The organism is Corallococcus carmarthensis (genome assembly GCF_003611695.1).
Lineage (GTDB): Bacteria > Myxococcota > Myxococcia > Myxococcales > Myxococcaceae > Corallococcus > Corallococcus carmarthensis.
In genome coordinates this window covers 62,019-74,663 of the sequence record NZ_RAWE01000009.1, presented here as the reverse complement: position 1 = coordinate 74,663, position 12,645 = coordinate 62,019, and the positions used below count along the sequence as shown (strand labels likewise).

The following is a 12,645-nucleotide window of genomic DNA, read 5'->3' as shown; positions in this document are numbered from 1 at the left end:
GTATTGCCTGACGCGCCTGCCCGGCGGGCACGGCACGGCTGGGTCTTTGGCCTGGCCCTGCTGGCCGCGCTCATCCTGGGGGTGACGCGCGCCTCCGACGAGCGCGAGTTCGCGCGGCTGCTGAAGCAGTCCGCCCCCGCCTGGTTGTTCGTCGCCGCGCTGCTCCAGGCGGCGACGTACCTGGCGCAGTCGGCGGTGTGGCGCGCGGTGTTGCGGCGGACGCGCTTCCGCGTGCCCCTGGGGGCCCTCTACGTGATGAGCTTCGCGAAGCTCTTCGTCGACCAGGCCCTCCCCTCCGCGGGCATCAGCGGCGCGGCGCTCATCGTCCACGGCCTGGAGCGGCGCGGTGTGGGGCGCGGCCCGGTGATGGCCTGCGTGGTGGTGGAGACGATGACCAACTCCACCGCGCTCATCCTCGCGCTCCTCGTCGCGCTGGTCATGGCCGACTGACTCGGCGAAGCGCGGAGACGGGTGTGGGCGGCCACGGCGGTGCTCATCGCGCTCAGCGGCGCGCTCATCGTCTTCCTCCTGCGCCTGTCCCGGGGCGGGGTCAACCTGTCCACCGGACCGGAAGACGCCTGGCTCAGGGGGTGTAGAGCTCGGATGAGTAGGAGTCGTAGCGCCCGCCTACGGCGAGCACCCTTCCGTCAAGCAGCAGCGTCGCCGTGTATTCCCAAGGGGAGCGGGGCTCGATCATCGAGCCGGTCAGGCTCCAGGTCCCCGAGACCGGGTCGTACAGTTCCGGCGTGTCCAGAATGCCGCCCTGACTCCCCGTGACGAGCACCTTGCCGTTGAGGAGCAGTGTGGCCGGGCCTCCGAGAGGTGCGAGCGGTGAGCCGGTGAGGCTCCAGGTGCCCGAGGTCGGGTCGTAGAGCTGCGCCACCCGCTCCCCCACGACGAGCACCTTGCCGTCCGGCAGCAGCGCCGCCGAGCCGCCAGCTGGCGCGACCGGAGAGCCCGTGAGACTCCAGGTGCCCGAAGCCGGGTCATACAGCTCCGCCGTGGTCGGATTGCCGACCTGACTCCCTACGACGAGAACCTTGCCGTCCGGAAGCAGTGTCGCCGAGCGCCCTCCGCGAGGATCGACCAGCGAGCCGGTCGCACTCCAGGTCCCCGAAGCCGGGTCATAGAGCTCCGCCGTCATTCCGCTCTGGACGAGCACCTTGCCATTGAGCAGGAGCGTCGCCGTGTGGCCGGCACGAGGTTCCGCCATGGACCCCGTCGCGCTCCAGGTGCCCGTGGCCGGGTCGTAAAGCTCCGCCGTCTGGGTGTTGACGACCTGGCCTCGTCCTCCCGCGACGAGCACCTTGCCGTCCGGAAGCAGCGTCGCCGTGTGCCCGTATCGACAGTCCAGCATGGAGCCGGTCGCGCTCCAGGTATTCGAGGCCGGATCATACAGCTCCGCCGCGCTGTTGCAGGTGTGCCCTTGCTCCTCACGTCCCCCCGCGACAAGCACCTTGCCGTTCGGCAGCAGCGTCGCCGTGCTGACCAGGCGAAACGAGTTGAAGGCCCTGGGTGCCGTCAGGGCCCACGTCCCCGGCGTGGAGCAGGCCGGCAATCCCGCCGCCGTGAAGCTCCGGGTGGCCGTGAGGCCAAAGGCGTTCGTGACGGTGACGGTGATGGCCGGGGCCGCGACATCGAGACAAGGGGGCGCCGTCCAGATGATTCGGCTGTGCGTGGCGTCCCCGGCCGGGGTGCCTGGCGTGCCGGCGGTGGCGTCCCAGGAGAAGGTGAGCGCGGAGCCCTGCGGGTCGCTGGCGGCCACCTCGTAGGTGAGCACCTGTCCCGGAGTGGCGGTGTCCGAGGAGCGGTAGGAACGGAGGATGACGGGCGCGAGGTGATTGCCGGGAGGCGTGTCGCAGACACACAGGGCGACGGTGCCCGAGTTGTGTCCCCCGTGCCCATCGGACACGGAGACCGTCAGGCGGCAGTTGTTGCAGGCCGCGGCGGGCAGGAGCGAGGGCGTGAACCTGGCGGTGCTGGAGGACGCATCCACCCAGCTGCCCGCGCACGAGGCGCTCCAGGCGTAGGAGAGGCTGTCTCCATCCAGGTCCGTGGCCAGCGCGGAGACGGTGGTCGGCTGTCCCACGGCCAGCCGCGTCGCCGTCGCGGTGATGGAGGACACTTCCGGTGCGCTGTTGAAGGAGATGGACAGGTCGGCCTCGCCCTCCCCTTCGGGCTGGACGTTGATGGACAGCAGGGCGCTGGAGGAAAGGCCGCGGGAGTCCGTCACCGTCAGCGTGACCCTTTGGATGCCGGTGGTGGCGGGCGCCACCCACACGGCGAAGCCGTCGGAGATCGAGGAGAACGAGCCCGCGGTGGCGCTCCACGCGTAGCTGAGCGTGTCACCCGGGTTCGGGTCATGCGCGGAGGCCCACAGGAAGAGGATGCCTCCCGCTGGCACGGTGGTCGTGGAAGCCACCAGGGAGTCGATGAGCGGCGCCTCGTTCTCGAACGGCGGCGGCGGGTTGAGCTGCTGGAGGGTGATGGCGACGAAGGCCGTCTGGTTGGCGGCGATGGTGACGCCTGAGGCGGAGCCCGCGAAGAGCAGCGTGCCCGAAGCGTCGTAGGCCCGCGCCGCGAAGGCACGGCCGGTGCCCGCGGGGATGTTGCCAATGGTGCCACCCCACACGCCATTCGTGGGCGCCAGGTCCACCCACACGGTACGGATGTCCGGCCCCCCCGAGGCGACCGCGACGCGCGCGATGTTGGATGAGAGGGATTGGGGCACGGAGACGGCGAACCGCGCCGTCCCCGTGTCGCCAGAGGAAACTCCGCAGCCCGCCAGCAGCGCCGCCGTGAGCGCCAACATCAGGTGAATCCATACTCGTTTCATGAAGCGTCCCCCCCGCCGCGAACGTGATGCTCGCGGACCAATCCAAAGCGGATGGGTTTCGAGCGGTGGCGCGCTGGCACCACCGACGAGCGCGCATCCCGCGAGCGATTGGACATGGACTATCCAGGTTGAAGGACCGCGCCAGCCATGACCCGGAGAGGTGGCCCGTCGTCGTTTACGGGACGAAGACGGAGGGAGCGTCACGGGAGCGAGTGCGGGCAGGCCCAGGAGCTAGACTCCTGGCAGCGAGGCAAGAGCATGGACCTGGAAGAGTTGCGCGCCTTCATCGACGTCGCGGAGACCGGTTCGTTCCTGGCGGCCGCGGACGCCCTGGGGGTGTCGCGCACGACGTTGCGCAGGCGTGTCGAGGCGCTCGAGGCACGCGCGGGCGTCCCGCTCCTCAAGAGCACGCGGACGGGCATCGTCCTGACCGAGGCCGGTGAGGTGCTCGCCCAGCGCGGACGCATCATGATGCAGGAGACGAGCGCGCTGCTGGCCTCCATCCGCGAGGTGGGCCAGGCGCCCTCGGGTACGCTGCGGGTGGTATTGCCCGTCGGGTTGCCACCGCACCTGCTCGCGCCCCTCTTCGGCCTGCTGCGGACCGCCCATCCCCTGCTGCGCGTCCACGCGAGCTTCAGCGACAACCCGCTCATCGAACCCCTGGACAACGTGGACCTCGCCGTCCACTTCGGGGAGGACGTGCCCAAGGGACCCTGGCTCTCCCAGGTGATGCTGCGCGTCCCGGAAGGGCTCGTCGCCAGCAAGGCGTACCTGGAGCGCCGGGGCGTTCCCCGCGCCGTGGAGGACCTGCGTGACCACGAGCTCTTCTCCTGGCAGGCGCCAGGAGCCGACGCGCGCCTGTGGCCCCTGCGCCGGGGGCCCTCGTTCCGGGTGGAGCCCGCGCTCATCTCGGCGGACATCCATCTGATCCGCACCTGCTGCATCGCCGGCCAGGGCATCGGCTGGGTGCCCAGCGTCGACCTCGCGGACCCGGGCGAGGCCGGGGACGTCCTGGTGCCCGTGCTCCCCGACGTGGTGGGACGTGAGCGCCCCCTGCGCGTAAGCGTGCCCGAGGCGCTCTGCGAGATTCCAAAAATCAAGCTCGTGCTCGCACACATCCAGCGGTTCCTCGAACCCCTGTGAGGGGCCTCCCTGCGTGACGGCGCCACGGTGGCCAGGAGCGGCACACCCGGTGTCCACCTGCGGCCATCCGGCGTCCGGCGCACGCGCTACGGATCCAGCGTCTTCGTTCCGCTGGAGCCCACCATGCGCAAGCCGCTGCCTCTCGCCCTCGCCACCGCCCTCTTCACGCTGTCCGCCCACGCCGGGGATCCCTCGCTCGGCGCGACGACCTACACGGTCTACGAGGCCTTCCTGAGCCCCGCGCAGCAGCCCGGCGAGGAGTCGGAGACGCCGAAGCTCCTGCAGAAGAGCCTCGGCGCCACCGCGCCCTCGACACCGCGGGAGCAGCGCAAGTCGAGGGGCCATGGCCAGCTGCGGTTCACCAAGGACCTGACCCGGGCCTATGTGGACGTGCAGATGACCGGGGTGAACCCCGAGGACATCCTCATGTTCCACATCCACTGCGGCCCGCCGGGCGTCCTGGGCCCCATCATCGTGGACCTGGGGGAGGCCGGCGCGCTGTCGAAGACGGTCGTCGACGGCAGGTTCACCCTGGAGCTCAAGAACGAGAACATCACCTTCATCAAGGACATGAAGGGCATGAAGTCCGGCCTGCCGGAGAGCTGTCCCGCGGAGCTGGGCTTCCTGCCCACCCAGACGAAGACGCTGGCGGGCCTGGAGTCCCTGGCGCGCAAGGGCGTGCTCTACTTCAACCTCCACACCAAGGCGCACACCTACTACGGAGAGATGCGCGGCCAGCTCTACGCCGCGCAGCCCTGACACGGTTCGCGGCGACACGCCCGTGCGACCTCCGCACGGGTGTCCGGGGCGTCTGGCATTGCCAACCCTCCCTTCCGCACCGCGCCCATCCCTGGCGCGGGTTCCGGTGGGCGGGAGGCGGCAATGACAGGCATGAAGGTGTGGGCCCTCACGGTGTTCAGCCTGGGCGTGGCGCTGGGCGCGGGCTGTGGCCAGGGCCCCGAGGAGACGTCCGGAGCACGGGCCTCGGAGGACTCGCTGGAGACGCGGCATGCCGGGGGCCAGACGCGCTGGGTGCGCCGGGGCGTGGGCTCTCCGGGAGATGACGTCCTGCCGGGTGACGTCACCACGGACCGGGACGGCGCCAACATCGTCGTCGGCACGTACGAGGGCTCGCCGGACTTCGGCGGAGGCCCGCTGCCAGCGGTCGCCGCGGAGTCCGGGGCCAACGCCTTCATCGTGAAGTACGCGCGCGACGGGCGGCTGCTGTGGTCCCATGGCTATGGCGCGGCGGCGGGGGCCCTCTTCCCGGACACCTACTTCGAGGTCGCCGCCACGGACCGCCAGCGCAACATCACCGTGCGCGGCAACACGTCACACCCGGTGGTGCTCGGCGGCGTCACGGTGACGGGCTTCTTCCTGGTGCAGTTCACGCGCGAGGGCCAGGTGCGCTGGGTGCGCAACCTGGGAGGCAACTACGACGGTTCTCCCGGGCTGGCCGTCGACAGCGGGGACCACGTCATCCTCGCGGGCGCCGTGGAGGGGCCAGCGGACTTCGGCGGCGGGCCGCGCACCACGGGCCCCGTCTCCGCCTTCCTCGTGAAGTACACCCGCGAGGGGACGTGGCTGTGGGACAGAGTCTTCGCCTCCCCGGCCACTGCCTTCCTCGGAGGCGTCGCCACGGACGAGCAGGATCACCTCTACATCGCCGGCTCCTTCGACGAGGCGACGGACTTCGGCGGCGGCCCGCTGCAGCCGTCCGCGCCGGGTGTGGAGACGGCCGTGGTGGCCCGCTTCAGCCCCTCCGGACAACATGTCTGGTCTCGCACGCTGGAGGATGCGACCGCCCTCAGCCGGTTCAGCGACATCGCGGTGCACGGCAATCGCGTGGTGCCCGTGGGCCGCTTCACGGGCCGCTTCCACTTCGGCGGGCGCACGTTCATCGCGCCCGCGGTGGGCAGCGCGGGCATGGTGCTCGCGCTGACGCGCGACGGGGAGGACCGCTGGGGCCGCAAGCTGGGCGGGAACGTCTTCCAGGTGCGCTCGGACCACGAGGACCACATGACGGTGCTCGGCGTGGCCATGCCGGGGGACGACGTGGGCTCCGGCCCGCTGCCCCCGACGTCCTCGCTGTATGCCTTCGTCAACAAGTACGACCGTGTGGAGGGAGCACGCGATTGGGTACGCACCTTCCCCGAGGAGACCACGCTCTTCAGCGGCCTGTCCGTCTCGCGCGAGGGGGAGGTCGCCGTGACGGGCGGCTTCCGCGGCCCGGTGGACTTCGGCACGGGGACGCTCCAGCCCACCACGCCGGACATCTTTGATCCGTTCCTCCTGCGCCTGTATCCGTGAGGCACCCAGGGGAAAGCACCCACGTGCCATCCCGGTGTCAGGTGCCCCACAGGCATCGGCTCTTGAGAGGGATTGCCGCAATTCCTCTCAGCGCCCAGCCTGGGAGGTCATGCACTCCATCAAACTGGGACTGGCCTGCCTGTTGTTGCTGGGGAGCCAGCTGGCCTTGGCACATCCTTCGCGTCCAGCCATCTGGGCCGAGAGCGCGATGGTGAAGGTGCGCCCGGAGACGCACCCGCGCGTCCAGCGGTCCATTCCGCTGACCGCCGCGCGCAACGAGTTCGTGTCCTTTCATCCGGACCGATGACGACCTCGGGCGCGCGCCTCCACGTCATGCACCACTGCCAGAAGCAGAAGGGCTGCCTCCAGCGACGGTCGATGCTTTCCCGGGCCCGTGTCAGCCGCTGGATGCACTGCTGGATGATGAACGCCTGCTCCTGGGTCAGCGGGCTCTCGGTGCTCAACCGGATGGCGCACAGTTGAAGCTGGGAGACGTGCGTCTCCAGTTCATCCCAGAGCATCTGCATGGTGGAGAGCAACCGCTTCTTCCGCCGCTGCTTCATCTGGACATCGCCGAGCAGTGATGAGAGCTGCTCCATGACGTCTGTCTTCAAGCGCGCCTGCCTCGGCGAGCCTTGGGTCGCGACACCAGCCGTCAGGTCCATACCTTTCTGTTAGCCATTGTCTCCAGCCAGGGGAATCCGGGGCGCCTGCCAGCGCCCCTGGCAGGGGACGCACGGGCATCCCAGCCCCGGCCGTTCCTCGCTCCGTCCCCCCTTGCCTGGTTCACGGGGTGGCTCCGCTTGCCATGGTTTCTCCCTGGAACCGCGTCCCCAGACTGAAACGCCTCACCGCCTGTTCACACCCACCGCCAGTCCCGAGGCCAAGGCCTTCCGCTGGGACGAGCTTCTGAACCCTACGCAGAATGCCCTTCGCGACCTCATCGCCTGGCTGAATGCCGCCTGCGACACCAGCCCCCAGGACCACCAGAGGGGAACGATTGTCTTGGGCATGAATCGAACTCCACGAGCGAGGCACGCTCGGCGTTGAGACGAAGCGGACGCAGAGAGTGTCGGGCTGAGACAGACGACGCCAGAGGCCCGAAAAGGCTCCCCCGTCGTCCGCCAAATGACGGCGAACCACATGTCCGGGTCATAGGCGGCAATGCCTCCAATCCTGGATAGTCGCCTCAATCGCAATCAGGATGAGAATTCTCGCGCTCCGTTTCAAATCATCTCATCCACTGTGACTGCTTCGCGAGCATCACGCTCGCGGCGAGGGGGATGAGCATGAAGAGAGCAGGCCTTCACCTGATGCTGGCGCTCGCGGCAGTGTTGTGCGCGGGCTGTGGAGACACCACGGGGGACACTGGAACAGCGCGGTTCGCCGTGTCGGTGCCACAACCCCTCTCATCCACCATCGCCCGCGTCGCGGTCGCCTCGGGCGGGCCGGACATCCGTACCGTCTGGGTGGACCTGGCGCCCACGAATGGCGTGTGGGGTGGCACCATCGGCAACATCCCCGCGGGCACCGGCCGTGCCTTCGCCGCACGCGCCTATGACGCTTCGGGCACCCTGCTCTTCTCCGGCTCCGCCGACGGCGTCTCCATCCTCGCGAACCAGACGACCTTCGTCGCCATCACCCTCCAGCAGCTCAATCCACCGCCGCCGTTCGAGAACGAGGCGCCCCTCATCGACTTCGTCACGGTCTATCCGAGCACCGTGGCGGCCGGAGGTACTGTCTCCCTCTATGCCTCTGCCCATGACCCGAACCCGGAGGACACGCTCAGCTACGCGTGGAGCGCCACCGCGGGCTCCATCTCCTCGCCCTCCGAGCGCGACACCACATGGACGGCGCCCGCCTCCACCGGGCTTCAAACGCTGACGCTCACCGTGACGGACTCGCGCGGCCTGGCCTCCAGCGCGCTCCTGCGCGTCAACGTCGTGCCTGACGGCGAGGGCGAGGCCGAGCTGTCCATCTCCTTCAACAGCGCACCGGAAGTGTCCTCCATCACCGCGACGGCGACGCGACTCTCCGTCGGGCAGATGACCACGGTCTTCGCGCTGGCCACGGACCCGGACGAGGACAACCTCACCTACGCCTGGAGCGCGTCATGCCCGGGCACCTGGACCGATGAAACCTCCGCCCTCGGCCAATTCACGCCGTCGCTCGTGCCCGCCGGGGCCTGCAACAACTGCCGGCTGACGGTCTCCGTGTCCGACGGACGCGGAGGGCACAACACGGGCACCGTCGCCCTGTGCGTCAGTGACACGCCTCCCGTCAACCCGCTTGAGCCCGTCATCCTGCGCTCCTACCGCTCCGCGGACACCGCCAACCCGGGTGAGGTGCTCACGTATGAGGTGGCCGCCAGCGACCCGCAGGGCTCCGCGCTCACCTTCTCCTGGCAGGCCACCACCGGCACGCCAGGCGCTCCGGCGCAGGTCGGCAACCACAGCCGCATCACCTGGACGGCGCCCGTGTGCATCCGCCCGGGCACGACTCCGTCCATCACCGTCACCGTGACGAATGCCTTTGGCTTCACGGCCACCCGGAGCTTCACGGTGGCGGGGCTGCCGGACTGTGCCCTCGTGGGACAGTGGAATCCGACGGGCCCCATGGGCGGCGGGCCCCGGTGGGGCCACACCGCGACGCTGCTGCCGGATGGCCGCGTGCTCATCGCGGGGGGAAGTGCCCAGAAATTGAGCTTCTTCCTCGCAACGACGGAGCTGTACGACCCGGTCACGAACACCTGGACCCCGGGCCCGCTCATGAACGTGCGCCGCCTCTACCACTCGGCGACGTTGCTGCGCGACGGCAGGGTCCTCGTCGCGGGAGGCGAGGGCTTCGAGTTCTATTCCGCGCGGGCGGAGCTGTACGACCCGGCCACGAACACCTGGACGCCGACAGGCTCCATGGCCCAGGGCCGCGCCAGACACCTGGCGGCGTTGCTTCCCGACGGCAAGGTGCTCGTGGCGGGAGGCGAGGACATGAGCGGCGGCCTCACGTCCGCGGAGGTGTACGACCCGGCGACGGGCACCTGGAGCGCGGCGGGGGCCATGGCCGCCCCCCACTCTTTTTCGGCGGCGGTGCTGCCCACGGGCAAGGTGCTCACCACGGGAGAAGCCGATGCCGAGGTGTATGACCCGGCCACGAGCACCTGGAGCCCGACTGGTCCTCCGCTCGCGCCCCTCGGTGTCTGGCCGGTGGTGCTGCCCACGGGCAACGTGCTCGACGTGAGAGGCAGGGCGGCGCAGTTGTATGACCCCGTCCTGAACACCTGGAGCCTGACGGCCATGCCGCTCGAGCCCATTGGCGGCCCGGCGGTGCGGCTGCTCGACGGCAGGGGATTCGTCGTGAGCTGGGTGGCGGAGTTGTACGAACCGGGCTCGGGCACGTGGAGCATGGCCCCTGCGCCGGCCATCCTTCGTAGCGGGTACTCGGTGACGGCGCTGCTCGACGGCAGGGCGCTCGTCGCCGGAACACCCCCCAACACCGAAACGGACGAGGAGTCGGCGGAGGTCTTCACGCCATGAGACGCGCACGCCTTCACCTGACACTCGATGGGAGGGTGCTCGCCGTGGCGGGTATCCCAGGGAGGACTTCCGCGGAGGACGCTCCCGGGCCACAGCCCGTGGCCATACCTTCATGACAGTTGCGCGGAGGGAGGAAACCCATGGTGCCGGCGCTCCTCATGGACCTCTATGAGCTCACGATGGTGGACGCCTACCTCGCCGAGGGGCTCCACGAGGAGGCGGCCTTCAGCCTCTTCGTCCGCCGGCTGCCCGCACGCCGGAACTTCCTGCTGGCGTGCGGCCTGGAGCAGGCCCTCACCTATCTGGAGACGCTCCGTTTCTCCCCCGGGGAACTCGCCTGGCTGGAGTCACTGGGGCGCTTCTCCCGGCGGCTGCTGGACTGGCTGGAGCACTTCCACTTCACCGGGGACGTTCACGCCGTGCCCGAGGGCACCCCCGTCTTCGGCCAGGAGCCGCTGCTGGAGGTGGTGGCGCCCCTGCCCGAGGCGCAGCTCGTGGAGACGTATCTCATCAACCAGGTGCACCTGCAGACGCTGGCGGCCTCCAAGGCGGCGCGGGTGGTGGAGGCCGCGCGTGGCCGGCCGGTGGTGGACTTCGGCGTGCGGCGCATGCACGGCGAGGACGCGGGCCTCAAGGTGGCGCGCGCGGCCCATGTCGCCGGGGTGAGCGCCACGTCCAACCTTCAAGCCGCGCAGCGCTACGGCATCCCCGTGGCGGGCACCCTGGCGCACAGCTACATCCAGGCGCACGACGACGAGCTCGCCGCCTTCCGCGCCTACGTCCACCGCTTCCCTGAAACGACGCTGCTGGTGGACACGTACGACACGCTCGAGGGCGTGCGGAAGGTGGTGGCGCTCGCGCGGGAGCTCGGGCCGGACTTCCACGTGCAAGCGGTGCGGCTGGATTCAGGGGATCTGGCGTCGCTCTCGCAGCAGGCTCGCACGCTGCTGGATGCCGCGGGGCTGGAGCGCGTGCGGATCCTCGCGAGCGGCGGGCTGGACGAGGACGAAGTGGCGCGGCTGCTGGCGCAGCAGGCGCCCATCGATGCCTTCGGTGTGGGGACGTCCATGGGAGTGTCCGAGGACGCGCCCTCGTTGGACATGGCCTACAAGCTGGTGGAGTACGCGGGCCGGGGGCGGCTCAAGCTGTCACCGGGCAAGGTGCTGCTACCCGGACGCAAGCAGGTGTTTCGCGAGGAGCAGGACGGCGTGGCGAGGCGGGACGTGCTCGCGTGCCATGACGAGGTGCTGCCGGGGCGTCCCCTGCTGCGGCGGGTGATGCACGCGGGCCGGCGGCTGGAGGGCGCCTCTCCACCGCTGACGGTGCTGCGGGCGCACGCGCGGGAGACCCTGGCGAGCCTGCCTCCGGAAATGCGGAGGCTGGAGCCGGTACGGCCGTCCTATCCGGTGGACGTGAGTCCCGCGCTGAGCGAATCGAAAGAGCGGGTGGTCACCGGGTTGCGCGAGCGACTGGCAGCGCACTGATTGTGCTCATCCGTGAGCAGCCGCGCCGTGCTTCCGGGCCGCTGGGCAGCCCGAGAAGAGCACGCACCATGCCCCCGTTCTTCCGCGCCCCCCGGCCTGTCCGCGCGCTTGAGTTGTCATTGCTCGTGATTCCTCTCTTGATGACCCTGGCGTGCCAGGGCTCCGGGCCCGAAGACGCGCTGGAGCAGCAGTCGCCGCGCCTCGTCCTGGAGCCCGGGCAGCTCGTCGTCTCGCTCACCTTCGATGACGCGAGGGCCAGCCAGGTCAACGCGGCCTCCTTGTTGGAGGCACGCGGTCTGCGCGGGACCTTCTTCGTCAGCAGCGGGCGGCTCGGCATCCCGGGCTACCTGACACTTGATCAGATCCGGCGTTTCCAGGCCGCCGGTCACGAAGTGGGCGGCCACACGGTGTCCCATGTCCAGCTCCCCACGCTGGACGTGGACTCGCAGCGTCGCCAGGTGTGCGACGACCGCGTGGCCCTGATGAACGCGGGGCTGAGGGTGACGTCGAAGGCAGCGCACGCGCGTGGCTCGATGCAACCCACCAGGGCGGGGCGAACACCGGCCCATCCGCATGAGCGCCTTCATGCGCGATGAGGCGCACGAGCGCCCAGCGTGGAGCACCCTTCGGATCGGGCCGCGCCCCGCTTGTTCCACTCGCCGGCCCGAGACTCGGATCCAAAAACAAAGGCCCTGGAGTCACCGGCTTGCACCGGAAACTCCAGGGCCTCTATTTGGTCGGGGCGACAGGATTTGAACCTGCGACCACTTGCACCCCAAGCAAGTGCGCTACCAGGCTGCGCTACGCCCCGAAAACCGCCGTCGTGAAACGGTGCGCCCTTATGCCCTCGCCGCTTTCCTGGGTCAAGCGCGAGGTGACGGGCGCCGGTGAAAAACCTACTCGTCGCCCTCTTCCATTCCCTCGTCGAAGTCCTCGCCCCGGGCCTCCGCCGCGTCCGCCGCCGCCTCTTCCTGCGCGTCGATCTCCGCGTGGTTCTCCGGCGGCGCCTCGCCGTTCAGGGCGCTCTTCAACACCTGGCTCGGCCGGAAGGTCAGCACCCGGCGGGCGCTGATCTCGATCTCCTTGCCCGTCTGCGGGTTGCGTCCCACGCGCGCCTTCTTCTGGCGCACCTGGAAGTTTCCGAACCCGGAGATCTTGATCTTGTCCCCGCGCTCCAACGTCTCCTTCACGGTGTCGAAGACGAGCTCGACGATCTCCGCCGACTCCTTCTTGGAGAAGCCGACCTTCTCGTAGACCCCCTCGATGATGTCCGCTTTCGTCATGCGAGTCCTCTGGCACCCGTGAATGGCCGGTGAACGCGGGGCATGGTGTCAGCCTT

10 protein-coding genes and 1 tRNA gene are annotated in these 12,645 nt (G+C 69.6%); 8 read left to right on the top strand and 3 right to left on the bottom strand.

The features are described 5' to 3' along the window. The first annotated feature begins 3 nt into the window (after window positions 1-3). Window positions 4-450 (top strand): lysylphosphatidylglycerol synthase domain-containing protein, encoded by a 447-nt coding sequence (locus tag D7X32_RS04530; RefSeq protein ID WP_158625609.1) that lies wholly within the window; start codon window positions 4-6, stop codon window positions 448-450. Between the two features lie 133 nt (window positions 451-583). Here the strand turns inward: D7X32_RS04530 and D7X32_RS04525 are convergent, their stop codons facing one another. Continuing rightward, window positions 584-2,812: a Kelch repeat-containing protein gene (locus tag D7X32_RS04525; RefSeq protein WP_244238844.1), complete on the bottom strand. Its 2,229-nt coding sequence runs from the start codon at window positions 2,810-2,812 to the stop codon at window positions 584-586. 282 nt (window positions 2,813-3,094) lie between these two features. On the opposite strand from D7X32_RS04525, the gene D7X32_RS04520 reads away from it, so the two are divergent. The 7 genes from D7X32_RS04520 to D7X32_RS04485 all read left to right on the top strand — a co-directional run bounded on the left by D7X32_RS04520 (window position 3,095) and on the right by D7X32_RS04485 (window position 11,902). Next, window positions 3,095-3,979, top strand: coding sequence for a LysR family transcriptional regulator (locus tag D7X32_RS04520; protein WP_120601255.1), 885 nt, complete (start codon window positions 3,095-3,097; stop codon window positions 3,977-3,979). 123 nt (window positions 3,980-4,102) lie between these two features. Further along, entirely contained in the window at window positions 4,103-4,738 is a 636-nt protein-coding gene (locus D7X32_RS04515; RefSeq protein WP_120601254.1) for a CHRD domain-containing protein, read from the top strand. A gap of 132 nt (window positions 4,739-4,870) precedes the next feature. Then, window positions 4,871-6,289 (top strand): hypothetical protein, encoded by a 1,419-nt coding sequence (locus D7X32_RS04510; RefSeq protein ID WP_147450025.1) that lies wholly within the window; start codon window positions 4,871-4,873, stop codon window positions 6,287-6,289. Window positions 6,290-6,398: 109 nt separating this feature from the next. Further along, window positions 6,399-6,596, top strand: coding sequence for a hypothetical protein (locus D7X32_RS04505; protein WP_208752309.1), 198 nt, complete (start codon window positions 6,399-6,401; stop codon window positions 6,594-6,596). A 982-nt stretch (window positions 6,597-7,578) separates the two neighbouring features. Beyond that, on the top strand, window positions 7,579-9,822 hold the full coding sequence (locus tag D7X32_RS04495; protein ID WP_120601251.1) for a Kelch repeat-containing protein: 2,244 nt from the start codon (window positions 7,579-7,581) through the stop codon (window positions 9,820-9,822). Window positions 9,823-9,962: 140 nt separating this feature from the next. Then, window positions 9,963-11,306 carry a nicotinate phosphoribosyltransferase gene (locus D7X32_RS04490; protein ID WP_120601250.1) on the top strand — a complete coding sequence of 448 codons (1,344 nt, stop codon included), beginning with the start codon at window positions 9,963-9,965 and terminating at the stop codon, window positions 11,304-11,306. A gap of 68 nt (window positions 11,307-11,374) precedes the next feature. After that, complete coding sequence (locus tag D7X32_RS04485; protein ID WP_120601249.1) at window positions 11,375-11,902, top strand: polysaccharide deacetylase family protein; 528 nt, start codon at window positions 11,375-11,377, stop codon at window positions 11,900-11,902. A 138-nt stretch (window positions 11,903-12,040) separates the two neighbouring features. Here D7X32_RS04485 and D7X32_RS04480 read toward each other — a convergent pair. Both D7X32_RS04480 and D7X32_RS04475 read right to left on the bottom strand, forming a co-directional pair. Continuing rightward, a tRNA-Pro gene (locus D7X32_RS04480) sits at window positions 12,041-12,117 on the bottom strand. A gap of 85 nt (window positions 12,118-12,202) precedes the next feature. Next, a complete protein-coding gene (locus D7X32_RS04475) occupies window positions 12,203-12,589 on the bottom strand; it encodes an integration host factor subunit alpha (RefSeq protein ID WP_014397244.1) in 387 nt (128 codons plus the stop codon). Window positions 12,590-12,645 lie beyond the last annotated feature (56 nt).